The sequence below is a fragment of the Stutzerimonas stutzeri genome (assembly GCF_002890895.1).
Taxonomy (GTDB): domain Bacteria; phylum Pseudomonadota; class Gammaproteobacteria; order Pseudomonadales; family Pseudomonadaceae; genus Stutzerimonas; species Stutzerimonas stutzeri_AB.
This window is the reverse complement of record NZ_POUL01000005.1, coordinates 397,881-421,519: the sequence shown is the minus strand read 5'-3', so window position 1 is coordinate 421,519 and position 23,639 is coordinate 397,881. Positions and strand designations below refer to the sequence as shown.

Here is a 23,639-nt window from a genome sequence, read left to right as displayed (position 1 = left end):
CATGGGTTTTGAAATGAGTTTTGTCGCCGTCGCAGTGCTGTTGATTGCGCTGCTGGCATCCACCTTCCGCATCCTGCGCGAATACGAGCGCGGCGTGGTGTTTCAGCTGGGCCGTTTCTGGAAGGTCAAGGGGCCGGGGCTGATCCTGATCATTCCCGGCATCCAGCAGATGGTACGAGTCGACCTGCGCACCCTGGTGCTCGATGTGCCTACTCAGGACGTGATCTCGCGTGACAACGTCTCGGTCAAGGTCAACGCGGTGGTGTACTACCGGGTGCTGGATGCCGAGAAGGCGATCATCCAGGTCGAGGACTATCACTCGGCGACCAGCCAGCTGGCGCAGACGACGCTGCGCGCGGTGCTTGGCAAACATGATCTGGACGACATGCTGGCCGAGCGTGAACAGCTCAACAATGACATCCAGCAGGTGCTTGACGCACAGACCGACGCCTGGGGCATCAAGGTCGCCAATGTCGAGATCAAGCATGTCGACCTGGATGAATCGATGATTCGTGCCATCGCCCGGCAGGCAGAAGCGGAACGCGAGCGTCGCGCCAAGGTCATTCATGCAGAAGGCGAGCTGCAGGCCTCGGAAAAACTCATGCAGGCCGCCGAGATGCTCGGGCGCCAACCCGGCGCCATGCAACTGCGCTACATGCAGACGCTGAGCAATATCGCTGGCGACAAAAACTCGACCATCGTCTTCCCGCTGCCCATGGAGCTGCTGCAGGGCATGGGCAACCTCACCAAGAAAACCGAGTAAAGACTTCTATGCCCTTGCGATCCGCCGTACCCGTTGTTCGCCTGCTGTCGGTCTGCCTGTTGATGCTGACCCTCGCTGGCTGCGCGGCTTTCTTCAAGCACGACCCGCTCAACGTACAGGTGGCCGGCATCCAACCGCTGCCCGGGGAAGGACTGGAGCTGCGCATGGCGGTGAAACTGCGGGTGCAGAACCCCAACGATCGGCCACTGGATTACGACGGCATCGCGCTGGAGCTGGAAATCAACGGGCGCAACCTGGCCAGCGGCGTCAGCGACGCAAGCGGCACCATCCCACGTTTCGGCGAGACCGTATTGAGCGTGCCGATGACCATCTCGGCATTCTCTGCCGCGCGGCAAGCGCTGGGCCTGGCCGAGCATATCGGCATGGATGAAGTGCCCTATGTGCTGCGAGGCAAGCTGGCGGGCGGCAGGACGTTCGGCACGCAGCGGTTCGTGGAGAAGGGCACGCTTGATCTGAACGGCGCGCTGCCTAGCCCGTATCGGCGGTAGCCCTCTAGGGCTCGCAGCCGGCAAGCGCGTTCTGGCAAGCGGGTAACTTAGCTGCCGGCATCTCCCAACGCTCTGCGAGCAAGCTCGCTCCTACAAAAGGCATCCGGTCTCGTTGAGTAGGAACGCTCGCTCGCAAATGGCAGGGCTGCCGAGCCGCCACAGTCGCGGCAGCTGTCCGCCCTGCTTACTCCACCTGGCAGCGGCCGGCTCGACAACGGTGAGCTTCATGAGAAGGGTCGGCCTGCATCAGCTTGCGAGTCACGCCGTTGGTCCAGCCGAAGCCGTCCTGCAACGGGTATTCACCACCACCGGCGTGCTCGGTGCAGGGTCGCAGCACGTACTTCTCCACCAGCTTGCTCTCGCTTTCGAACAGCAGTGAAACGATCTTCAGCCAGCGCTCTTCGATCTGCAGTGCCAGCGCATCGTGACCGTAGTGTTGCAGTCCACGGATGCCCATCCATTGCAGCGGCGCCCAGCCGTTCGGGCGGTCCCACTGCTCACCGCTGCCACTGACTTCGGTGGTGGAAAGTCCGCCGGGGGCCAGCAGCCGCTCACGAACAACCTCAGCTACCCGTTCCGCCTGCTCGGCGCTGGCGTGCTTGACGAACAGCGGCGTCAGAGTCGCGGCGGTAAGGTTGTCCCGCGGCTGCGCCAGGCACCAGTCGTAGTCGAAATAGGCGCCTTGCTGCTCGTTCCACAAGTAATGGTCGATCGCAGCCAGACGCTTTTCGGCACGCTGACGGAACGCCTCGGCACAGTCATGCTGGCCCTTGGCGTGACTGAGACGGGAGATCTGGCGCTCAAGGTTGTAGAGAAAGCTGTTCAGGTCCACCGGAATGATCTGTGTGGTGCGAATGCTCGATAGCCGCTGAGGATCGCCCAGCCAGCGCGAACTGAAATCCCACCCGGACTCGGCCCCGGCGCGCAGGTCGCGATAAACCTCATGGGCGGGCCGGCTGGAGGAGCGCGCCGTTTCGACGTCTTCAATGTAAGACTCCTCGCGCGGCGTGTCCCGCTCATCCCAATAGCGGTTGAGCACGCTGCCATCGGCCAGACAGACGCAGCGCCGATGAGACTCGCCCGGGCGCAGTTGATCGTCGCCGTCGGTCCAGAACGCATGTTCCTTGCGCAGTTGCGGCAGGTAATCGCTGGCGCGGTGCACGCCGGACTCCTCGAACAGATCGGTCATCAACGCGAAAACCGGCGGCTGCGAGCGGCTCAGGTAGTAGGAACGGTTGCCGTTAGGCACATGACCGTAGGTGTCGATCAGGTAGGCGAAATTGTCTGCCATTGACCGCAGCAGCTCGCAATGGCCACTTTCGTCCAGACCGAGCATGGTGAAGTAGGAGTCCCAGTAGTACAGCTCGGTAAAGCGACCGCCCGGCACCACGTAGTCGTGGGGCAGCGGCAACAGCGAGGAAAACTCCGGGTGCTGCCGCGGCTTTCGGGTCAGCACCGGCCAGAGCCGATCAATGTGCTCCGCCAGGGTATTGTCGGGGTCGGCGACAAACTCGATTGGCTTTCGCTGGTAGACCTCGAAATGCTCAAGGACAAAGTTGCGCAGATCGAAACCTGGCTGGCTGTTCTGTGCCCGGTAGGCTTCCAGGATGCGCTCTGGATGCTGCCGAGGGGCGCAGTCGACAAAGGTCTTGCTGTCAGGAAACACGCGCTGCATCTGCACCGCCACGAAGAGCTCCTGGTAACGGTCCGCCGGGCTCAGCGTATCTGCGGCCGACACCGCGCGGGTGTCGTAATCGAAGGCGTTCGAAGAGGTATCGGTCATTGCTCGCTGTAATTCCATAGCAGTCCACCATCTATCACCAGTGTAGTGCCGGTGACGTAGTCGGCATCGTCCGAGGCGAGAAAGGCCACCGCTCCCGCCACGTCGTGAGGTTGCCCGAGACGCTTGGCCGGAATGTTCTCGAGCAGCCCGGCAAGCTTCTCCGGCTCGTTCATCAGGGTCTGATTGATGGGCGTTTCAATCGCGCCAGGGGCAACGTTGTTGACCGTGATCCCCAGCGGGGCCAACTCGATCGCGAGATTGCGCGTCAGCATCTTGAGTCCGCCCTTGCTGGAGCAGTAAGCACTGAAGTTGGGGAACGGCAGTTCTTCGTGAACCGAACTGTTGTTGATGATCCGCCCGCCGCGTCCAGTGTCGCGCAGGTGAAGAGCAAAGGCCTGTGACAGGAAGAACGGGCCACGCAGATTGACGTTCAGCACCTGGTCGTAATCCGCCTCGCTCACGTCGAGAAAGGCTGCGTGCTTCTGCACCCCGGCGTTATTGACCAGAATATCCAGCCGGCCCATCTGCTCGACCGCCTGTTCGATCAGCTGGTAGCAGTTGGCGGGCTCTGCAACGTCAGCGGCGATGAAGCAGGCCCGATGGCCCTGAGCTTGCACCAGCTCGAGTGTTTCACGCGCCTGCTCGTCATCGTGCCGCCCGTTGATCACCAGATCGGCGCCTTCTTTGGCCAGGCGTATGGCGATGCCGCGGCCGATGCCCTGGGAGCTGCCGGTAACCAGGGCGACCTTGTTCTGCAGTTTCATCGAACACCTCGTGTGGCTGTCGAGTCGCAGCGGCGACCCCTGAGTCGTGCAATGTCTGACGGGCTGCAGCCGGGCACGTTCAATGGCGGGTGTTTGCGAATGCTTCCGAGAGCGCCCGAGGCAGACAAATACCTTTACCTAAGCGCAAAATGACCGGCTCTCCGCCGCCCCGTTTATCAGGACATCCATGGCCACCGCTGATCTGCGCAAGGGTTACTTACTGGGTCTGATGACCTTTTCCATCTGGGGCCTGTTCCCGCTCTACTTCAAGTCCATCGAGCAGTACGCGGCGCTCGAGATCGTCACTCAGCGAGCCATCTGGTCGGCGCTGTTCGGTACGCTGGTGCTGAGCCTCTGGCGCCACCCCGGCTGGTGGCAGGAATTGCTGGCCCATCCGCGGCGGATCGGCGTACTGATGATTTCCAGCGTATTGATCGCCAGCAACTGGCTGATCTACGTCTGGGCGGTGAACCACAACCACATGCTCGAAGCGAGCCTGGGCTATTACATCAACCCGCTGGTCAACGTGCTGCTGGGGCTGATTGTCCTGCGCGAGCGGCTGCGCCCGCTGCAATGGCTGGCTGTGGCGATGGCAGCCATCGGTGTGCTGCTGCAGCTGGTTACCTTGGGCGACTTCCCCTGGGTGTCGATCGCTCTGGCATTGAGCTTCGGCAGCTACGGACTGCTGCGCAAGCAAGCACCTGTCGCCGCACTGCCGGGGCTGGTAGTGGAAACTTGGCTGTTGCTGCCGATCGCGCTGGGCTGGCTGTTCTTCTTTGGCAGCGGCCCGAGCACCGAATGGTCGTTCTGGACCCAACCGCAAGCGCTTTGGCTGGTGGCCGCCGGGCCCGTCACGCTGTTGCCGCTGCTGTGCTTCAACGCAGCGGCCCGGCATTTGCCCTATTCGACCCTGGGCTTCCTGCAGTACATCACGCCGACGTTGCTGCTGCTGCTCGCGGTGTGGGTGTTCGACGAGCCCTTCCCGGCTGATCGCCAGCTCGCCTTTGTCTGCATATGGGCCGGCCTTGCCGTCTACAGTTACGACGCCTGGCGACTGATGCGTAAAGCCAGCGTGCGCTGACGGCAGCTCAGTCGGCAGGCTGCAGCTTGAGCTCCACCATCAGGTCATCGGCAAGCGTTTCCAGGTGTTCCTGCAGGTCGTCCAGGGACAATTCGGTCGGCACGGCCAACCGTGCATCGGCCCGGAACAGCAACTCGTTGGTCATCGGTGCAGGCAGCACATCGGTGTCCAGGCTTTCCAGGTTCACGCCGTGCCGGGCCAGCAATTGCGTGATGTCACGGACAATACCGGCGCGGTCGTTGCCTACCAGCTGCAGCTGGATCATCCGCCAACTCCGCTCCGGCTCGGCGCCGCTTTGAGCAAAGAGCACACGAATGCCCTGCTGCTCAAGCTGCTGCAAGGCCTCGCTGAGATCGGCGTGGGCCTGAGCGGGCACAGCCACCCGCAGGATGCCCGCAAACTGACCAGCCATCCGCGACATGCGGCTCTCCAGCCAATTGCCGCCATGCTCGGCGATGCATTTGGCCAGGCATTCGACCAGCCCCGGCTGGTCTTCGGCAATCACGGTAAGTACGAGATGATCCATCTGTGGCTCCTTCAATAGGGAAATACGGCAACCGGCGCTGGCCGTGCGGCTGTAGAGAGTAATGGACCGCTCCCGTGGCATGCGACTCCATAGGTATAGAACAAACACCGTCGACGCCGCGGCAAAGTGTCGATTCCAAGGCCCTCTGGCTGCCCGATGAACAGACAATTGCGGGCCCTGGGCCTACGCCGAGTGGCGGACTGATTTTCCGAACGGCTTCATGTAGTATCCGTCGACCCGGACTACAAGAAGAAACAGTCCGACAGATTTGAAGAAGAACCAAGTGAGGCGAGTAATGACTGAGCGCGTTCAAGTCGGTGGCCTGCAGGTCGCCAAAGTCCTGTACGACTTCGTGAACAACGAAGCGATTCCTGGTACCGGCGTTGATGCCGATGCCTTCTGGGCCGGCGCTTCCAGCGTCATCCACGACCTGGCGCCGAAGAACCGCGCGCTGCTGGCCAAGCGTGACGAGCTGCAGGCGCAGATCGATGCCTGGCATCAGGCGCGTGCCGGTCAGGCCCACGACGCAGCGGCGTACAAGAGCTTCCTGCAGGAAATCGGTTACCTGCTGCCGGAAGCCGAAGACTTCCAGGCCACTACTCAGAACGTCGACGAAGAAATCGCCAGCATGGCCGGCCCGCAGCTGGTGGTGCCAATCATGAACGCGCGTTTCGCGCTGAACGCCGCCAATGCGCGCTGGGGCTCGTTGTACGACGCGCTTTACGGCACCGATGCCATCTCCGAAGAAGACGGTGCCACCAAGGGCCCGGGCTACAACGAGATCCGCGGCAACAAGGTCATCGCCTATGCACGCGCCTTCCTCGACGAAGCCGCCCCGTTGGAAACCGGCTCGCATGCCGATTCCACTGGTTACCGCATCGAGGCCGGCAAGCTGGTCGTCTCGCTGAAGGATGGCAACACCACCGGCCTGCAGAACCCAGCGCAACTGCGCGGCTTCCAGGGCGATGCCAGCGCACCGATTGCCGTGCTGCTCAAGCACAACGGCATCCACTTCGAGATTCAGATCGATCCGGCCAGCCCCATCGGCCAGACCGACGCAGCCGGCGTCAAAGACGTGCTGATGGAATCGGCACTGACCACCATCATGGACTGCGAAGACTCCATCGCCGCCGTCGATGCCGATGACAAGACCATCGTCTACCGCAACTGGCTCGGCCTTATGAAGGGCGACCTGGCCGAGGAGTTGGACAAGGGCGGCAAGCGCATCACCCGCGCCATGAACCCTGACCGCGTCTACACCCAGGCCGACGGCAACGGTGAACTCACCCTGCACGGCCGTTCCCTGCTGTTCATTCGTAACGTCGGTCACCTGATGACCAACGATGCCATCCTCGACAAGGACGGCAACGAAGTCCCGGAAGGCATCATGGACGGCCTGTTCACCAGCCTCGCCGCGATCCACAACCTCAAGGGCAACACCAGCCGCAAGAACACCCGCACCGGCTCGATGTACATCGTCAAGCCGAAGATGCACGGCCCGGAAGAAGTGGCTTTCGCCACCGAACTGTTCGGTCGCGTCGAAGACGTCCTCGGCTTGCCGCGCAACACTCTGAAAGTCGGCATCATGGACGAGGAGCGTCGCACCACGATCAACCTCAAGGCCTGCATCAAGGAAGCGCGCGAGCGTGTGGTGTTCATCAACACCGGCTTCCTCGACCGCACCGGCGACGAAATCCACACCTCCATGGAAGCCGGCCCGGTAGTACGCAAGGCTGCGATGAAGTCCGAGAAGTGGATCAGTGCCTACGAAAACAACAACGTCGACGTGGGCCTGGCTTGCGGTCTGCAAGGCAAAGCGCAGATCGGCAAGGGCATGTGGGCCATGCCTGACCTGATGGCCGCGATGCTTGAGCAGAAGCTCGGCCACCCCATGGCCGGTGCCAACACCGCCTGGGTACCGTCGCCGACCGCCGCCACCCTGCACGCCATGCACTACCACAAGGTTGACGTGCAGGCGCGTCAGGTCGAACTGGCCAAGCGTGAGAAAGCGTCCATCGACGACATCCTCACCATCCCGCTGGCGCAAGACACCAACTGGACCGAGGAAGAGAAGCGCAACGAGCTGGACAACAACTCGCAGGGCATCCTCGGCTACATGGTTCGCTGGGTCGAACAGGGCGTCGGCTGCTCCAAGGTGCCGGATATCAACGACATCGCGCTGATGGAAGACCGCGCCACCCTGCGCATCTCCAGCCAGCACGTAGCCAACTGGATGCGTCACGGTGTGGTAACCAAGGATCAGGTGGTCGAAAGCCTCAAGCGCATGGCGCCTGTGGTCGATCGTCAGAACCAGGGCGACCCGGTATACCGCCCGATGGCGCCGGACTTCGACAACAGCGTGGCCTTCCAGGCTGCCCTGGAGCTGGTCCTCGAAGGCACCAAGCAGCCCAACGGCTACACCGAGCCGGTCCTGCACCGTCGTCGTCGCGAGTTCAAGGCCAAGAACGGCCTGTAACCCGCAGCGCTGCTGCACAAAGAACCGCCCTTCGGGGCGGTTTTTTTATGGGTGTTTGCCGCCCAATGGCGCTCAAGTTCCGCCTGCGACATCCGATAACGTGACCGGATTTCCAAAATAAGTCACAATTTATCCGACAGATGGCAATGCGCCTCTAGTGGCCATTACGTAGTATCCGCCACCCACTGTGGAGTCGATGCATGTTCAAGAATTTCTCGCTCACTGCGAAGCTGTCGCTGGTCCCCGCCGTCGCCCTGCTCGGGCTGATTCTGTATGTCGGCTATACCTCGCTGCAGCTGTCTGCGACGGATTCCCGCCTGGTCAGCATCGAAACACAAAGCTATCCCACGCTGGAAAAGGCTGACGCGGTGATCTTTCAGTTCTCCCGTATTCCCGGCCTGTTGAACAATGCCGTGGCCGCCGGAGAGTCGGGCATTCTCGGCGAAGCGCGCGAAGGGCTCAGTGAAATCGATGCGCAGCAGCAGGCGCTCGCCACGCTTCTGAACACCCAGCCGCAACGGCTTCAGGCGCTCAACGACTGGCGCAAGGCAGTCAAGGCCTACGCCGACAACGCGCTCGACGCTTCCGCCAAGCTGATCGACGGCAGTGCCTCATTCGATGATCTGCGCCCGAGCCTGGATCGTATGGCCAGTGACCTTGCCCAAGCGCAGAAACTGGCCACTGACTTCCGCACCGGCGCCTACCAGGATTTCCAACAGACCCTGGCCGAAACCCGCGAAGCCAACAAGAACACCACTCGACTGGGAATCATCCTGAGTCTGGTGCTGATCGTGGTTGTGGGCCTTGGCGCCTGGCTGGTGATTCGCAGCGTGATGTCAAACGTACGCGGCGTGATCGCCTCTCTGCAATCCATCGCACGTGGAGACGGCGACCTGACCCAGCGCGTCAATGTCGAGTCGAACGATGAGATCGGCGCCATGATCGAGCTGTTCAACGGCTTTCTCGACAAGCTACAGCGCACCATCCGCCAGATCATCGAAGCTGCCAGCCCCCTGGGCCAGGTCTCCAAGGAACTCTACAACCTGACTCAGGGTTCGGAAGAGAACGCCAAGTCGCAGCAGCACCACACCGACTCCATCACCCGCGACATCCTCACCATGACCGGCAGCATCCAGGAGGTCGCGCAGCGCTCGCAGCAGGCCTCGGACGAAGCCAACTCGGCCGCGCGCCAGGCCGCCACCGCGCGTGAGCACGTTGGCAGCCTGTCGACCGGTATCAGCGACCTGGGCGACAGTGTGATGGGCGCAGTCAAGGCCATGGAGCAGCTGGAAGAGGAAACCCAGGAAGTTGGCTCGGTGCTCACCGTGATCCGTAGTATTGCCGAACAGACCAACCTGCTCGCATTGAACGCCGCCATCGAAGCCGCCCGGGCCGGCGAACAGGGCCGCGGTTTCGCCGTAGTGGCTGACGAAGTACGCAACCTGGCGCAGAAAACCTCCGCCTCCACTGCCGAGATTCAGCAGATCATCCAGCGACTGCAAAGCAGCGCCAACACCGTGCTCAATGTGATGAACAGCAATGGCGAGAAATCGCGCGCCAGCATCGAACGCTCGGTCGAAGCGACCCAGTTGCTCGAAACCATTGCCCGCACCGTCAACCAGATCGACGAACTCAATGCCGGTATCGCTCAGTTCACTCAGGAGCAGATCGGCCTGTCGAGTTCCATCCAACAAGAAACCCAAGTGTTGCAGCAGGACGCACAAGCAACCGCAAACGGCGCCGAAGCCACTGCCCGAATGGGCGAGCAACTGGTCAGCACGGGCGATCACCTGCGTGCAGCCACGGCCCAATTCCGCGTTTAAATTGCTTTAGGAGCATCCTGATGACCGCAGTACGTGTTATCGGCCTGGCAGCCGTCTGCCTGGCAACCACTCAAGCCTTCGCTCTCGAGCAAGGTGAGCACCGCCTAAACGGTTTTGGCACTGTCGGCGTCACCCACCTGGGTGGCGAAGATGACGGCCGCAGCTATGGTGTTCAAGGCCAGACCAACGATTCCTGGCGCGGCGACCAGCTGTCCAAGTTAGGTGCGCAGTTGAGCTACGGCGTGACCGACACCGTCGGTGTGACCGTTCAGGCCACGGTCAAGGCGCAGCAGGATGAATGGAAAGCCAACCTCGAGTGGGCTTACCTGTCGTGGCAGACCAATGATCAGCTGATGCTCCGTGCCGGTCGCCTGCGTAGCCCGGTGTACATGTACTCCGAGAGCCTTGACGTCGGCTACAGCTACCCTTGGCTGCGCCTGCCCGATGAGGTTTACAGCCAGGTTCAGGTGACCAACTACGAAGGCGTTGACGCGGTCTACACCGTGCCGCTGTCCTACGGCTCGGTGACCTTCCAGGTTGCCGGTGGCCAGTCGAAGAACCGTGACTACTATGCCTACGACGAGCAGTTCGATATCGACTACGGCAAGCTGTTCGGCGCCAGCGTGAGCATGGCGACCAACGATTTCGGCACCCTGCGCATCGGTTACGTGGAAGCCGACATCACCACCGACATCAGCGGCACGGTAGACGCCAGCGCCATCGGCCTGGGCGCGAACCGTTCGCTTTCGCTCCTTGATCTCGACAAGGAAAAAGGCAAATTCACCTCGATCGGCTACCAGTACGACAACGGTGTCTGGATCAGCAGCAACGAGTGGACCTCGCGCATGGTCGAGAACGATGACATGGAGTCGATCGATTCCTTCTACCTCATGGGGGGTCGTCGCTTCGGTGATTTCCTGCCACACGTGACCTATGCACAGCTGGACGACAACGGTGGTCGTCAGAGCTCCTGGACTCTGGGCCTTAACTACCAGGCCGCCCCGACCGTCGTGGTCAAGGGCGAGTACAAGCGCGTCGACACCAAGAACGGCTATGACGGCGTGTTTACCCGCAATGCTCAGGAAGTATTCGAAAATGCGGTAGGCATTGCTCCAGCCCGCAACTACGACGGTGACATCGTTTCCGTCGGCGTCGATTTCGTATTCTGAGGAGCGTCCAGATGAAAGCATCCCTTCGCATCCTCGGCAGTGTTGCACTGCTTGGCATGGCATCCCTGGCTCAGGCTGAGGTCGCCGTTATCGTCAATCCAGGCGCGGCCAAAGCGCCGTCGCAGTCTGAGGTCGCCAACATCTTTCTGGGCAAGGACAAGTCCATGAAAGGCGTCGACCTCAAGGACTGGACGCCGGCCAAAGAGAGCTTCTACTCCGCGGTGACCAACAAGAACGAGTCGCAGCTCAAGTCGTATTGGTCCGGTCTGGTGTTCACTGGTAAAGGCCAGCCGATGACCAGTGTGGCCGACGAGGCCGCAATGGTCGCGAAAGTTGCGGCGGAAGCCGACGCCATCGGCTACGTCGAAAGCGCGGCAGTCAACGATTCGGTAAAGGTATTGTTCACCCTGCCGTGATCTTGACCTGCAACTGAAAGAACCGTCCCTTGCGTCTGCATCGGGCGGTTTTTTTATGAGCGAAAAACCCTGCAACACCCCGGCTCCATGAGCTGACCCGTGTCAGCCCGATGCGGCGCCCGCGCGACTAGACTTACGTCCAATGTGCCACGCCGGACCCACAGCCCACCATTGGGCCCAAAAAATGGAACCGAACCATGAGCAAAGCCGATGCTTTCGCCGAGGCAGGCAAGACCGCCGTGCTGCAGAACATTCATGGGACCATGGAGTTTCTGCGCAAGTACCCGCCTTTCAACCAGATGGAACCGGGACATCTCGCCTATCTGGTAGAGAACTGCCAGCTGCGCTTCTACAGTGAAGGCGATTGCATCATTTCGCCCGATGACGGTGTCGTCGAACACTTTTACATCATCAAGCAGGGCCGCGTGCATGGCCAGCGCCCACACACCAGCAAGCGCGGCACAGACACCACTTTTGAAGTGATCGTTGGCGAATGCTTCCCGATGGCCGCGTTAATGGGCGAACGGGCCACTCGCACCGGGCACTTCGCCGCCGAAGATACCTTTTGTTATCTGTTGAGCAAGCCCGCCTTCATCAAGCTGGTGTCCAAATCGGCCGCATTTCGTGACTTCGCCATGCGTGGCGTCAGCAGCCTGCTCGACTTGGTCAATCAGCAGGCGCAGATGCGGGCCGTGGAAAGCCTGGGCGAACAATACTCGCTGGAGACAAGCATCGGCGAGCTCGCTTTGCACCATCCGGTCTCCTGCCTGCCATCGATGCCACTGGCCGATGCGGTAGCACTGATGCACGAGAACAACACCGGCAGCATCGTGATCACCGACCTCGAACTTCACCCGCAAGGCATCTTCACCTTGCGCGATCTGCGCCGGGTGATCGGCACCGGCACGACCGACCTGTCCGTCCCGATTGCCGAGTTCATGACGCAGGACCCCTTCCATCTGCCACCGGATGCAACCGCATTCGATGCCGCGATTGCGATGACCGAACGTCACATCGCTCACGTCTGTGTCGTCGATAAAGGTCTGCTCAGTGGGGTGATTTCCGAACGCGACCTGTTCTCGCTGCAGCGCGTCGACCTGGTTCACCTGGCGCAGGCGATTTCCCACGCCGACAGCGTCGAGACGCTGGTGATCATCCGCAGCCGCATTCTGCAATTGGTCGACAACATGCTGGCACACGGCGCGTCGTCGACACAGATCACCCACATCATCACCCTGCTCAACGACCATACCGTCTGCCGCGTGATTGAGCTGGCCATCGAAGTGCTTGGCGACCCCGGCATTCCCTTCACCTGGCTGTGTTTCGGCAGCGAAGGGCGTCGCGAGCAGACCCTGCATACCGATCAGGACAACGGCATACTCTTCGAAGCCGCCGATGCAGCCGAAGCTGCACAGATCCGAGGGTCCCTGCTGCCGCTCGCAGAGCGCATCAACCGCGATCTGGACACCTGCGGTTTCACCCTGTGCAAAGGCAACATCATGGCCAGCAATCCACAGCTGTGCCTGTCACGGCTGGAATGGCAGCGACGCTTCAGTGCCTTCGTTCGCGAATCGACACCGGAAAATCTGCTGAGCAGCACCATCTATTTCGACCTGCGCGCAATCTGGGGGCCCAGCGAAGGCTGCGAGCAGCTGCGCGCCAACATGCTTGAAGAAGTGGGCGAGAGCCGATTGTTCCAGCGCATGATGGCGGAAAATGCGTTGCGCCATCGCCCGCCTGTGGGGCGTTTTCGCGATTTTGTGGTGACCCGCAAAGGCGACGGCAAGGCGACCCTGGATCTCAAGGTGCAGGGCCTGACGCCCTTCGTCGACGGCGCGCGCCTGCTCGCGCTGGGCCACGGCATCACCGCATGTAACACGTTGGACCGACTGCGCCAGCTGGTCGAAAAGGATGTCATTGACGACAAGGATGGCGCGGCCTACGAAGAGGCCTACCATTTCATCCAGCAGACCCGCATGCAGCAGCATCAGCAGCAGGCGCGCGAAGGACGGCCGTATTCAAACCGACTCGACCCCGACACCCTCAATCATCTGGACCGGCGTATCCTGCGCGAATCCTTTCGCCAGGCGCAGCGCCTGCAGAGCAGCCTGGCGGTTCGCTATCAGCTATGAATATGCCTTGGTTCAGACATCGCGGCCCGACCCTCGAACTGCAACAACTGCAACGGCGCGATCAACTTGCCGAGCCCGCCGCGCTGGGCCTTTGTCCGCTGCCCACGCAGCGCATGGTAGTGCTCGATCTTGAGACCAGCGGCCTGGACATGCGCCGCGATATCGTCCTGTCCATTGGCGCCGTGGTGATCGATCAAGGCGGCATCCAACTGGGCGATCAGTTCGAATCGACCTTGTTGCGCCCGGCACAAAAGGTTAGCGAGAGTGTGCTGATCCACGGGATCGCGCCCAGCGAACTCGAAGCGGGCGAGGACCCTGCTGAAGCGCTACTGGATCTAATGGAGTTTGTCGGCGACAGCCCGATCCTGGCGTTTCACGCAGGTTTCGACCAGCGCATGCTGACCCGTGCACTGAAGCAAACGCTCGGTTACAAGCTGCGTCATCCTTTCATCGATGTCGCCGAACTGGCGCCGATGCTCTGCCCAGACAACCGCCCGCGACAGAATGGTCTGGACGACTGGTGCACGCATTTCGGCCTGCATGTGCTGCAGCGCCATCACGCCAGCGCCGATGCACTGGCCACCGCCGAGCTGGCGTTGATTCTGTTCAGCAAGGCGCACCGACAAGGGCTGGACAGCTTGCATGCCATCAACCTGCGCTTGGCTAACTGGCGCAAACGGCAACAGGCTCAATTCATGTAGCGCTCGGCTAAACAGTCACGGATGAATGAGCGCGACATCCGCGTTGCGCCGCTGGCGACAACTTGCGATCATGTGCGAATAGTTCTCGTTACTGGCCATCCATCGGCCTTGGAGCATTCGCTTGTCGGCTGGGTCAACCCATCAACAGTTCGTCGGCTCGCTGTATCGCGATCATCGCAGCTGGCTGTTGAACTGGCTGCGCCGCCACCAGGCGTGCCCTCATCGCGCCGAAGACCTGAGCCAGGACACTTTCGTCCGACTGCTCAAGCGTGACGACATAGGTGATTTGCGTGAGCCACGCACCTTGCTGGCGACGATTGCCCGCGGCCTGTTGATCGACCATTTTCGTCGCAGTGCACTGGAGCGTACTTACCTTGATGAACTCGCCCAGCAGCCGGAAGAAACGCAGCCCAGTGCCGAAGAGCAATTGCAGGTACTTCAGGCATTGCGCGAAGTGAACCTGATGCTGGGCGAGCTCTCAGCCAATGCACGTGCAGCCTTCTTCTATAACCGTCTGGACGGTCTGCCCCATGCGGAGATCGCGTCGCGGCTCGGCGTATCCGTCCCGCGCGTGCGCCAGTATCTCGCCCAGGCTCTGCGCCAGTGCTACATCGCCGTTTACGGTGAGCCAAGATGAGTCTGGATCGGCAGCCGGTATCAGCCCGAGTTCTCGATCAGGCCATCGCCTGGCAGCTACGCCTTGGGGACGGTGCGGTAAGCGCTCAGGCCAGAAAAGAACTGCAGCGTTGGCTGAATGAAAGTGCTGAGCACGGCAAGGCCTGGGCGCAGCTAGGCGGTATCGATCAGCAACTCGGGACCATTGACTCTCCAACCGCGCGAAGAGCGCTGCAGCTCAGTGCGAACTCCGGACGGCGAACATCTGGGCGTGCGCTTCTCAGTCTGGCCCTGCTGGGCACCTTGGGTGTCGGAATGGCCCTGCAGTCGCAGCCGTTACCCGTGTGGTTGGCCGACGAGCGCACCGGCGCGGGTGAACAGCTGAGCGTTACGCTGGCCGACAACAGCCACATACAACTGAACAGCCGCAGCGCTCTGGATGTTCGCTTCGATCAGCAAGAGCGCCGAGTGTTTCTGCACCGCGGTGAGGTGCTTGTTGAAACAGCACCGGCTAACGACTCGAGACCCTTTATCGTCGAAACCGAACAGGGCGATCTGCGTGCGCTCGGCACGCGATTCATCGTTCGCCGAGAGGCTGATGCGACCCGCCTGATCGTGCTCCGATCCGCTGTGGCCGCGCTTCCAAGCGACCTGCAAGCTGGTCGCACTGTGCAGGCAGGCGAGCAGGTACTGATGCACCGCGATCATCTCGACCAGAATGAACAGGCGCCGGCCGCGGCAGATGCCTGGAGCCGGGGCATGCTTGTTGTGGAAGATCTGCCGTTGGGTGAGCTGCTGGCAAAACTTCGCGAGTATCGCCCTGGCTACCTCGGCCTCGATCCAAGCCTCGAATCCCTGCGTATCAGTGGCAGCTTTCCGCTGTACGACACTGACCGCGCGCTGGCTGCGCTGCCACCCAGCCTGCCGGTGCAGATCGAGCGGCACACCGATTGGTGGGTCAAGGTGGTTCCGGCGCAAGCGGCCAGCCATCCGGACATGTAACAGCAGCGCTTGCGCAGGCCTATAAAAATATTTTCAGCCCCCCCTATCACTTTTCATTTCTCGCCCGGCCTGACGAATAACTGAGACATATTCCTATTCGGGAGTTATTCACAAATGCCATCGCTTTCACTGTTCCGCCCCAGCCTCCTGGCCGTTGCCATCGCGCTTGCACCGCTGCCGCTGTTAGCTCAAACCGATGCTACAAGCGATTCCATGCGTGACTATTCCCTGCCCGCCGCGCCACTGGCTAGCACACTCAACCGTATCGCCGCCGAAGCGGGACTGGTGCTCAGCATCGATCCGGCATTGAGCCGCGACCGCATGGCCGAGCCGGTACAAGGCCGCTTCGATGGCCAGGGCGCACTGCAGGAAGCGCTGCGAGGTACGGGGCTCGAACTTCGCCAGGAGCCTTCGGGCAGCTTCAGTTTGCAGCAGGCGGCAACCAATGCGATGGCGCTACCGGATGTGACCGTGATGGCAACCGAGGCGGCGGCAAACGGCGGCGAAGAAAGCGGCTACCGCGCCAGTGCCGTGCAGAACGTCGGCGCGCTGGGTGGAATGGCTCTTCAAGATGCGCCCTATTCGGTAACCGTGATTTCCTCGGAGCTGATGGACAACATCCAGGCCACCTCCAGCGACGACATCTTCAAGCTCAGCCCCACCACTCAGTTCACCTCCCCGACCAGCGCCGGCTACGCCAGCGCAGTGGCCATTCGCGGCTTCAGCGGCGTCGGCAACCTGAGCATCGCCAATGACGGCCTGCGCTTCAGCAACAGCTACGATGGCGGCAACTTCATCGAGGAAATGGAACGGCTGGAAATCCTCAGTGGTCTATCCGGCTTCCTCTATGGCCCGGCCAGCCCCGGCGGACTGGTCAACTACGTGCTCAAGCGCCCCACTGCCGAGCGCTACAACAGCGTGACCTACGGCACCCCTGGTGGCGATAACCAGTACCTGCATGGCGACTTCGGCGGGCCGATCGACAGCGAAGGTCGCTTTGCCTACCGCGTCAACCTGCTCGCCCAGGACGGTGAAACCGCCATCGACGGACAGGTCGAACGTCGTCACATGGCCAGCGTCGCGCTGGACTGGAATGTCAGCGACGACCTGCTCATCCAGTTCGACGCCTCGCACAAGCAGAGCGAGACGCGGGGCCTCACCAGCTACTGGTACTTCGCCGATCAAGCATTCCGGCCCGATGCCGACGACCTGGAGAACGACGAGCTCTATAGCCAGCGCTGGGCTTACAACGACAGTCGCCATGACCGCGTCGGAAGCCGCTTCCAGTGGAGCCTGGGCGACGTGTTCAGCCTGCGCGGCGCGTTCGGTTACAGCCAATACACCACCGAATACGCCTACACGGGGCCGACCGTGAATTCGGCCGGCGTGTACGTCCAGCCGCTCTATGCATTCGCCCCGGTAGAAACCGAAGAGACCTCGGGCAACCTGTTCCTCGATGCGATTTTCGACACCGCAGGTGTCGGCCATGCGATGACCTTCGGTTACCAGGGAAACATCGCCCGGGTTCGCTACAACACCGATTACATCCCCTTCCCGGGCCCTCAATATGTATCGGTAACACCAGAAGCGCCCTTCAGCGAGCGGCCGCAGGTGGCCAAGCCGGCCTACGACCTCGGCGATGGCGACTACCATCTGGCCAGCCGCAGCCAGGGCGACAGTGTGCTGATCGGTGACGTCATCACCTTCAACGAGCAGTGGTCGACGATCCTTGGCGTGACGCACTCGCGTATCAAGACCTTCAGCGACAACTTCGTCTGGGTCGACGCGTTCGGCAGCGCGCCGGTGATCGAGGACTACAGCGAAACCGAAACCTCGCCCAACGTCTCGCTCGTCTACAAGCCGATCGAGTGGCTTACCACGTATGTAACCTACATCGAAGGCCTGCAGACGGGTGGCGTAGCGCCGAGCGGCACGAACAACTCCGGGCAGGCGCTGGCGCCGATCGTCAGCGAACAGTACGAAATCGGTGCGAAAGCCGAGCTTGGCGGTGCGCTGTTCACCGTTGCGCTGTTCGACATCGAGAAGCCTAACACCTACACCAACGCCGCCAATTTCTTTGTTCAGGATGGCATGCAGCACAACAAGGGTCTGGAGTTCGGCATCACCGGCCACGTTTCCCCAGCGCTGACACTGGTGGGCGGCGTCACCCTGCTCGATCCAGTCGTGGAAGGCGCGGCGAATGCTGCCAACGACGGTAACCGGCCGGTCGACGTGGCGCGGCACTTGGCCAAGCTCTACGGCGAATACGCGATATTCGGCGTACCCGGGTTGACACTCACTGGTGGCGCCTTCTACACGGGCAAGCAGTACACCGACGAGGCCAACGACAACACCATCCCGTCGTTCACCACGTTCGACCTGGGCGGTCGCTATCGCATGGCCTTGGGGGATGAGCGTGCCCTGACCCTGCGCGCCAACCTGAGCAACCTCACCGACGAGGAATACTGGCTGAGCAGTCATTACCTTGGGGCACCACGCACGCTCAAGCTATCGGCGCAGTTGGAGTTCTGATGCGGGCCGCTACCATCCGCCGCTGGTCCTTCGTCCATACATGGACCAGCCTGATCTGCACGCTGTTTCTACTCTTACTGGCGGTCACCGGACTGCCGTTGATCTTCCATCACGAACTGGAGCACTTGCTTGGCGATGCTCCGGAGCTGCGTGAGATGGCGCCCGGTACGCCGCATCTCGATCTGCAACAGCTCGTGACCGCCGCCGAGCGGCACCGCCAGGATGAGGTCGTGCAGTATTTCGGCTGGGAAGCGGACGAGCCCAACGGCGTCGTGGCGATTACCGCGGCGACGGCCGGCACCGAGCCCAACTCGTCCTACACCTTCATGCTCGATGCACGTACCGGCGAAGCGGTTGAAATGCCGGCGGCCAATGGCGGGCTGATGATGTTTTTCCTGCGCATGCATGTGGACATGTTTGCCGGGCTACCTGGCAAACTGTTCCTGGCCTCCATGGGCATTCTGTTTATCGTGGCGATCATTTCCGGCGTGGTGCTGTACGCGCCCTTCATGCGGCGGCTGAAGTTCGCTCAGGTGCGTCATGAGCGCTCCAGCCGGACGCGCTGGCTCGATTTGCACAACCTGATCGGTATCGTCACGCTCAGCTGGGCACTGGTGGTGGGCATTACTGGCGTGGTCAGCGCCTGCGCCGATCTGCTGATCGAGGCATGGCGCGCTGAGTCACTGGCGACGATGCTCGCGCCCTACCGTGACGCGCCGCCCCTGACGACCCGCGCCCCGACCAACGATCTGCTGCAGATCGCAGCCCAGGCAGCGCCGGGTATGCAGCCAGACTTCATCGCCTTTCCGGGAACGCGCTTTTCCAGCGAGCATCACTACACGGTATTCATGAATGGCAGCAGCCATCTGACTTCGCACCTGCTTACCCCGGTGCTGATCGATGCGCAAACGCTGCAGGTCACTGCCGTCGGCGATCGCCCCTGGTACATGGATGCACTGGGTCTGTCTCAACCCCTGCACTTCGGTGATTACGGGGGTCGACCGATGCAGATTCTGTGGGCCGTGCTCGATGTTCTTACAATCATCGTACTCGGCAGCGGGCTTTATCTTTGGTGGGTACGCCGCCGCGGCATACAGGCCTCAGCTCGCGAGGTAGCAGCATGAGCTGGCGCGAATCAACCTTTCTGCTGCCGGGCCTCATTGCGGGGCTCGGCCTCGTCGGGCTTTTCGCTGCGCTGCTGGGGGATGACTGGTGGAATGTGCTTGCCTGGCTCGGTCTAGGCCTGCCGGCAGCACTTGGAGTATGGCCGCTGCTGCGCAGGAGAATGACAGCACCCGCCCAAGCAGGGCAGCCTCGAAACCAGGACTGACATTCCCCAAGGCTTCAGCCTGCCGCCCGGCCTTCCTGACCAGGCGTCGCTGCGAACTGCGTTGCGCTCCATCAGATCGAAACAACGCTTCGATCGCGACAGGCTTAACGCATGTCGGATACGCAAATGCGCTGATATAACGGCGAATCGGCCTCCAGTTCGGTCAAGGTTTCAATCTTGGCCTGACCTGCCTCGTTCAACCTGAACATGGCTTTCTCCGCGCAAATCATCTGATAGCGCTGACTGACCACAGTGGAAGTCAGATGCTGCTTGTCGAAGCGATACAGAACAAAGCGGGCGATACGGCCCTGATTTGTATCCTGAACCTGTGCGTTGGCTTGATCGAGTACCGTGTAGCTCAACGGCATGGGATACATCATGGTCCAAGGGCGCCACAACATTTCCCCCTCTTCGCTCGAAACGACCACGCTGCCCTCCGGCAGGCGTGCCTGTTTGGCTTCGAACCAGGTGTATTCGTAGTGGATGGTGTAACTCAGCATTCCCAGACCCGCACATACAGGAATGATCCACATCGGCAACCGCTTACGCGTCAGTGAGCGCAGCAGCAGTCCAATACCTGCCCCCGCCACACCCGCGACGATTGCCGCGATTAGATGCCAGAACATATACAACTCCCCTAAAAAAATCGGGCTTCCATATGGAAGCCCGACTTCTACCTCAACCTTGTGTCAGAGCATGTCTGACGTTCGGCTGCATTATCAGTTAGTGATCAAGCGCAACGCCAGCACCCTTCGGGGTACGAACGCTCTCGACCAGATCCTGAATCTCCTGCGGCGGAGCCTCGGTAGCCATCGACACGGCGTAGGCTACAGCGAAGTTCAGCATCGCACCTACGGCACCGAAGGCCTGCGGGGAGATGCCCATCCACCACTGATCAGGCGTGTTGGGGATGCTTGCAGTGCCAGGAATGAAGAACCAGCCCAGGTACAGGAAGATGTACACGGCGGTGGAAACCACACCAACCAGCATCCCTGCGACAGCGCCTTTGCTGTTCACACGCTTGGAGAAGATACCCATCATCAGAGCCGGGAACAGGCTCGAGGCTGCAAGACCGAACGCCAGAGCCACCACCTGAGCCGCAAAGCCCGGAGGATTGAGGCCCAACCAGGTCGCAAGCAGAATCGCTGCCGTCATGGCTAGCCGCGCGGCCAGCATTTCGTTCTTCTCGCTGATTTTCGGATTGATCAATGTCTTGATCAGGTCATGACTGATGGCAGAGGAGATCGCCAGCAGCAGACCCGCAGCAGTCGAGAGCGCAGCAGCGATAGCACCCGCAGCGATCAGACCGATGACCCAGCTCGGCAGGTTGGCGATTTCCGGGTTGGCCAGAACAATGATGTCGTTGTTCACGGTCAGCTCGTTGCCATTCCAGCCACGCTCAGTAGCGGTCGGAGTGAAGGTAGCGTTGGTGTCGTTGTACATCTGCACACGACCGTCGGCGTTCTTGTCTTCCCACTTGATCAGACCAGTCGTTTCCCAGGTCTGGATCCACTCTGGACGATCTTCGTAACGGATCGCTTCAGCCTGTGGGCCTTCCGGATAGATGGTCTGGACCAGGTTCAGGCGTGCCATGGAGGCAACAGCCGGTGCTGTGAGGTACAACAGAGCGATGAAGATCAGTGTCCAGCCAGCGGACCAACGAGCGTCAGCCACCTTCGGTACGGTGAAGAAGCGAATGATGACGTGCGGCAGACCGGCGGTACCGATCATCAGCGACATGGTGAACAGGAACATGTTCAGCTTGTTGTCGACGTCCGCGGTGTAAGCGGCGAAGCCAAGGTCGGTGACAACCTGGTTCAGTTTGTCGAGCAGCGGCATACCGGATTCGGTGTGAGTGCTGAACATGCCGAACATCGGGATCGGGTTGCCAGTCAGCTGCATCGCAATGAACACGGCCGGAATGGTGTAGGCAATGATCAGAACCACGTACTGCGCCACCTGGGTGTAGGTAATGCCCTTCATGCCGCCAAATACCGCATAGGCGAACACGATCACGGCTGCGATCCAGATACCGGTGGAATTGCTCACTTCAAGGAAGCGAGAGAACGCCACGCCCGCACCTGCCATCTGGCCGATTACGTAGGTCACGGAGATCAGGATCAGGCAGACCACCGCTACCAGGCGCGCGCCACGGCTGTAGAAACGGTCGCCGATGAAATCCGGAACCGTGAACTTGCCGAACTTGCGCAGGTACGGCGCCAGCAGCATCGCCAGCAGCACATAGCCACCGGTCCAGCCCATCAGGTAAGCAGAAGTGGCATAACCGCCAGAGGCGATCAGACCGGCCATGGAAATGAAGGAAGCTGCAGACATCCAGTCTGCCGCCGTTGCCATGCCGTTGGTTACGGGGTGAACACCACCACCGGCGACATAGAACTCTTTAGTTGACCCTGCGCGAGCCCAGACCGCGATTCCTATATAGAGCAGGAACGAGGCGCCCACGAACATCATGTTGATCCAATATTGGCTCATTGTGGTTACTCCTCAACCCCGAATTCCTTGTCCAGTTTGTTCAGCCGCCACGCGTAGTGGAAGATGATCAAAATGAACGTGATGATGGAACCCTGTTGAGCGAACCAGAACCCCAGATCAGTACCCCCAACCGGGATACCGGCGAGTAAAGGGCGCAATAGGATGGCGAAACCATATGAGACAAGAGCCCAGACCACCAGGCTCCAAGTTATCAGGCGAACATTCGCCTTCCAGTACGCAGCAGCATTTGTTTTGTCGCTGTCGGCCATGACGTTCTCCGTCTTATTTTTATTACGGGTGAAGGGAACCACATCGTGAATTTAGCAAGGATGTGTCGTGGAATGATAGCCCCGACTTTAGTCTGACGCGCTCTAGAACGAGCGATTAAACGAGACCTCGACCGTTGCCAGGCTTGCGATTATCGAGATTGCTGGCCGCAAGCCAGCGCACCGGCAGCGCGTAGGAGGCACGCTGCCCTTAAGCGCAGGAGGCGCGCTTCTGACTGCACCCTCAAACGAAATGACGATCAAACATTCAAGGCACTTGCTGCTTTGAGGGCGAGCCTTCAAGCTGACTCATCAGTCACGAAGCTGAACAGAATTGACTTACATGGGTTTTATCAATCGCCAACCGCCACTTATTAGCTTGATGTAAGTAGCACCCAAATATAATCGAACAACCGTAATTAACCTTTCTTCCGGCTAATAATTAAGACTATGGCAGCTAACCTAAATACCTTAATTAATTAGCACCGCAAGATTATATTTGCGTTACACAACGCGAGATCCAGTTTGCCTCGGAGTTTCAATACGCACCGACAGAGCGAATGCGCTCCCGCAAACCACAGAGGGAACCGATGTGTGTGCGTGCGCTGGGCGCGGACAGCGGTTAGCGTTCGCGCCCGTTCGGATCGCACTAGGCGAACTAGCAGGTGGGACGGCCTGCCGTGTACTTCTGAGCAGGATCGATAGCAGCCTCAAGATCCCGGATTGCCGTAGCCCCAATCAACAGCGGATAGCGGAAGTGGCTACGGTCGGTCAGGTTGACCTCGGTTTCTCGCATCTGGTCGCCGATGCACAACTGCATTTCCACCACTGGCCGCTCGGCGACATCCGGCCCACGCTCCGCATCCGTATCGTCGTCCGGGTCGACGGCTTCTTCTTTGCGGGTCTTGATCTCGGCGATGCGCGCCAGGCGGTGCTCATAGAGCGTGTCGTCAGCGCCTTCGACAGCCAGGCGGAATCTCACCCAGTCTTCCCCGTCGCGCTCGAAACGCTCGATATCGCGCGCCGATAGCGAGGCAGTCATCGCGCCGGTGTCCATCTTGGCTTTGAGGGTCTTGCCGAGGTCTTCGATCTTGATCTGCTCATAGCGGCCGAACAAGGTTGGCTCGGCGGCCACGGCGGGAAGGGTTAACGCGCTCAACAGCAACAACAAACGGGACAAAGCGGCCTCCTGAATCAGTATTGACCTGAGTGGGACCGACCGTCGCCGCGATCCGTTCCGCCCTATGTAGCGGGCCAC

At 60.7% G+C, this 23,639-nt stretch carries 21 protein-coding genes; 14 read left to right on the top strand and 7 right to left on the bottom strand.

Features of this window, described 5'->3' with window-relative positions; genetic code table 11:
* The first annotated feature begins 1 nt into the window (after position 1).
* Together CXK96_RS12380 and CXK96_RS12375 are read left to right on the top strand one after the other, a co-directional pair.
* Entirely contained in the window at positions 2-763 is a 762-nt protein-coding gene (locus tag CXK96_RS12380) for a slipin family protein (RefSeq protein ID WP_102836741.1), read from the top strand.
* 8 nt (positions 764-771) lie between these two features.
* On the top strand, positions 772-1,272 hold the full coding sequence (locus CXK96_RS12375; RefSeq protein WP_102836740.1) for an LEA type 2 family protein: 501 nt from the start codon (positions 772-774) through the stop codon (positions 1,270-1,272).
* A gap of 184 nt (positions 1,273-1,456) precedes the next feature.
* On the opposite strand, the gene treF is transcribed toward CXK96_RS12375, so the two are convergent.
* Both treF and CXK96_RS12365 read right to left on the bottom strand, forming a co-directional pair.
* On the bottom strand, positions 1,457-3,055 hold the full coding sequence (treF, locus tag CXK96_RS12370) for an alpha,alpha-trehalase TreF (RefSeq protein WP_102836739.1): 1,599 nt from the start codon (positions 3,053-3,055) through the stop codon (positions 1,457-1,459).
* Positions 3,052-3,819 (bottom strand): SDR family oxidoreductase, encoded by a 768-nt coding sequence (locus CXK96_RS12365; protein ID WP_102836738.1) that lies wholly within the window; start codon positions 3,817-3,819, stop codon positions 3,052-3,054. Before CXK96_RS12365 ends, treF begins: the two co-directional genes overlap by 4 nt.
* Before the next feature lie 187 nt (positions 3,820-4,006).
* On the opposite strand from CXK96_RS12365, the gene rarD reads away from it, so the two are divergent.
* Entirely contained in the window at positions 4,007-4,900 is an 894-nt protein-coding gene (gene rarD, locus CXK96_RS12360; RefSeq protein WP_102836737.1) for an EamA family transporter RarD, read from the top strand.
* Between the two features lie 7 nt (positions 4,901-4,907).
* Here rarD and CXK96_RS12355 read toward each other — a convergent pair whose 3' ends face one another.
* Positions 4,908-5,426 carry a glycine cleavage system protein R gene (locus tag CXK96_RS12355; RefSeq protein ID WP_102836736.1) on the bottom strand — a complete coding sequence of 173 codons (519 nt, stop codon included), beginning with the start codon at positions 5,424-5,426 and terminating at the stop codon, positions 4,908-4,910.
* 295 nt (positions 5,427-5,721) lie between these two features.
* Here CXK96_RS12355 and CXK96_RS12350 point away from each other — a divergent pair, with 295 nt between their 5' ends.
* From CXK96_RS12350 to CXK96_RS12300, 11 genes are all read left to right on the top strand, one after another.
* The gene (locus tag CXK96_RS12350) at positions 5,722-7,902 is read left to right on the top strand and encodes a malate synthase G (RefSeq protein WP_102836735.1); all 2,181 of its coding nucleotides are present in this window, start codon (positions 5,722-5,724) and stop codon (positions 7,900-7,902) included.
* A 200-nt stretch (positions 7,903-8,102) separates the two neighbouring features.
* The gene (locus tag CXK96_RS12345) at positions 8,103-9,725 is read left to right on the top strand and encodes a methyl-accepting chemotaxis protein (RefSeq protein WP_102836734.1); all 1,623 of its coding nucleotides are present in this window, start codon (positions 8,103-8,105) and stop codon (positions 9,723-9,725) included.
* A 20-nt stretch (positions 9,726-9,745) separates the two neighbouring features.
* Positions 9,746-10,894, top strand: a complete 1,149-nt coding sequence (locus CXK96_RS12340) for a hypothetical protein (RefSeq protein ID WP_102836733.1) — start codon at positions 9,746-9,748, stop codon at positions 10,892-10,894.
* A gap of 11 nt (positions 10,895-10,905) precedes the next feature.
* Complete coding sequence (locus CXK96_RS12335) at positions 10,906-11,310, top strand: phosphate ABC transporter substrate-binding protein (RefSeq protein WP_102836732.1); 405 nt, start codon at positions 10,906-10,908, stop codon at positions 11,308-11,310.
* 197 nt (positions 11,311-11,507) lie between these two features.
* Complete coding sequence (locus tag CXK96_RS12330) at positions 11,508-13,442, top strand: putative nucleotidyltransferase substrate binding domain-containing protein (RefSeq protein ID WP_102836731.1); 1,935 nt, start codon at positions 11,508-11,510, stop codon at positions 13,440-13,442.
* Positions 13,439-14,143, top strand: a complete 705-nt coding sequence (locus tag CXK96_RS12325) for a 3'-5' exonuclease (protein ID WP_102836730.1) — start codon at positions 13,439-13,441, stop codon at positions 14,141-14,143. Before CXK96_RS12330 ends, CXK96_RS12325 begins: the two co-directional genes overlap by 4 nt.
* Positions 14,144-14,264: 121 nt before the next feature.
* On the top strand, positions 14,265-14,780 hold the full coding sequence (locus CXK96_RS12320; RefSeq protein ID WP_102836729.1) for an RNA polymerase sigma factor: 516 nt from the start codon (positions 14,265-14,267) through the stop codon (positions 14,778-14,780).
* Positions 14,777-15,760 (top strand): FecR family protein, encoded by a 984-nt coding sequence (locus CXK96_RS12315; protein ID WP_102836728.1) that lies wholly within the window; start codon positions 14,777-14,779, stop codon positions 15,758-15,760. The genes CXK96_RS12320 and CXK96_RS12315 overlap by 4 nt, the downstream gene beginning before the upstream one ends.
* A gap of 114 nt (positions 15,761-15,874) precedes the next feature.
* A complete protein-coding gene (locus CXK96_RS12310) occupies positions 15,875-18,292 on the top strand; it encodes a TonB-dependent receptor (RefSeq protein ID WP_102836727.1) in 2,418 nt (805 codons plus the stop codon).
* Positions 18,292-19,416: a PepSY-associated TM helix domain-containing protein gene (locus tag CXK96_RS12305; RefSeq protein ID WP_102836726.1), complete on the top strand. Its 1,125-nt coding sequence runs from the start codon at positions 18,292-18,294 to the stop codon at positions 19,414-19,416. The genes CXK96_RS12310 and CXK96_RS12305 overlap by 1 nt, the downstream gene beginning before the upstream one ends.
* On the top strand, positions 19,413-19,622 hold the full coding sequence (locus tag CXK96_RS12300) for a hypothetical protein (RefSeq protein WP_102836725.1): 210 nt from the start codon (positions 19,413-19,415) through the stop codon (positions 19,620-19,622). Before CXK96_RS12305 ends, CXK96_RS12300 begins: the two co-directional genes overlap by 4 nt.
* Before the next feature lie 104 nt (positions 19,623-19,726).
* Here CXK96_RS12300 and CXK96_RS12295 read toward each other — a convergent pair whose 3' ends face one another.
* From CXK96_RS12295 to CXK96_RS12280, 4 genes are all read right to left on the bottom strand, one after another.
* Positions 19,727-20,248: a hypothetical protein gene (locus tag CXK96_RS12295; protein ID WP_102836724.1), complete on the bottom strand. Its 522-nt coding sequence runs from the start codon at positions 20,246-20,248 to the stop codon at positions 19,727-19,729.
* Between the two features lie 97 nt (positions 20,249-20,345).
* The gene (locus CXK96_RS12290) at positions 20,346-22,115 is read right to left on the bottom strand and encodes a sodium:solute symporter family protein (RefSeq protein ID WP_102836723.1); all 1,770 of its coding nucleotides are present in this window, start codon (positions 22,113-22,115) and stop codon (positions 20,346-20,348) included.
* A gap of 5 nt (positions 22,116-22,120) precedes the next feature.
* Positions 22,121-22,384 (bottom strand): DUF4212 domain-containing protein, encoded by a 264-nt coding sequence (locus CXK96_RS12285; protein WP_102836722.1) that lies wholly within the window; start codon positions 22,382-22,384, stop codon positions 22,121-22,123.
* Between the two features lie 655 nt (positions 22,385-23,039).
* Positions 23,040-23,561, bottom strand: coding sequence for an ATP-dependent zinc protease (locus tag CXK96_RS12280; protein WP_102836721.1), 522 nt, complete (start codon positions 23,559-23,561; stop codon positions 23,040-23,042).
* Positions 23,562-23,639 lie beyond the last annotated feature (78 nt).

Bases quoted from the DNA above. Each gene is read 5' to 3' on its own strand.
- CXK96_RS12380 (WP_102836741.1), top strand. From the start codon at position 2: ATGGGTTTTGAAATGAGTTTTGTCGCCGTCGCAGTGCTGTTGATTGCG.
- CXK96_RS12375 (WP_102836740.1), top strand. From the start codon at position 772: ATGCCCTTGCGATCCGCCGTACCCGTTGTTCGCCTGCTGTCGGTCTGC.
- treF (WP_102836739.1), bottom strand. From the start codon at position 3,055: ATGACCGATACCTCTTCGAACGCCTTCGATTACGACACCCGCGCGGTG.
- CXK96_RS12365 (WP_102836738.1), bottom strand. From the start codon at position 3,819: ATGAAACTGCAGAACAAGGTCGCCCTGGTTACCGGCAGCTCCCAGGGC.
- rarD (WP_102836737.1), top strand. From the start codon at position 4,007: ATGGCCACCGCTGATCTGCGCAAGGGTTACTTACTGGGTCTGATGACC.
- CXK96_RS12355 (WP_102836736.1), bottom strand. From the start codon at position 5,426: ATGGATCATCTCGTACTTACCGTGATTGCCGAAGACCAGCCGGGGCTG.
- CXK96_RS12350 (WP_102836735.1), top strand. From the start codon at position 5,722: ATGACTGAGCGCGTTCAAGTCGGTGGCCTGCAGGTCGCCAAAGTCCTG.
- CXK96_RS12345 (WP_102836734.1), top strand. From the start codon at position 8,103: ATGTTCAAGAATTTCTCGCTCACTGCGAAGCTGTCGCTGGTCCCCGCC.
- CXK96_RS12340 (WP_102836733.1), top strand. From the start codon at position 9,746: ATGACCGCAGTACGTGTTATCGGCCTGGCAGCCGTCTGCCTGGCAACC.
- CXK96_RS12335 (WP_102836732.1), top strand. From the start codon at position 10,906: ATGAAAGCATCCCTTCGCATCCTCGGCAGTGTTGCACTGCTTGGCATG.
- CXK96_RS12330 (WP_102836731.1), top strand. From the start codon at position 11,508: ATGAGCAAAGCCGATGCTTTCGCCGAGGCAGGCAAGACCGCCGTGCTG.
- CXK96_RS12325 (WP_102836730.1), top strand. From the start codon at position 13,439: ATGAATATGCCTTGGTTCAGACATCGCGGCCCGACCCTCGAACTGCAA.
- CXK96_RS12315 (WP_102836728.1), top strand. From the start codon at position 14,777: ATGAGTCTGGATCGGCAGCCGGTATCAGCCCGAGTTCTCGATCAGGCC.
- CXK96_RS12310 (WP_102836727.1), top strand. From the start codon at position 15,875: ATGCCATCGCTTTCACTGTTCCGCCCCAGCCTCCTGGCCGTTGCCATC.
- CXK96_RS12305 (WP_102836726.1), top strand. From the start codon at position 18,292: ATGCGGGCCGCTACCATCCGCCGCTGGTCCTTCGTCCATACATGGACC.
- CXK96_RS12300 (WP_102836725.1), top strand. From the start codon at position 19,413: ATGAGCTGGCGCGAATCAACCTTTCTGCTGCCGGGCCTCATTGCGGGG.
- CXK96_RS12295 (WP_102836724.1), bottom strand. From the start codon at position 20,248: ATGTTCTGGCATCTAATCGCGGCAATCGTCGCGGGTGTGGCGGGGGCA.
- CXK96_RS12290 (WP_102836723.1), bottom strand. From the start codon at position 22,115: ATGAGCCAATATTGGATCAACATGATGTTCGTGGGCGCCTCGTTCCTG.
- CXK96_RS12285 (WP_102836722.1), bottom strand. From the start codon at position 22,384: ATGGCCGACAGCGACAAAACAAATGCTGCTGCGTACTGGAAGGCGAAT.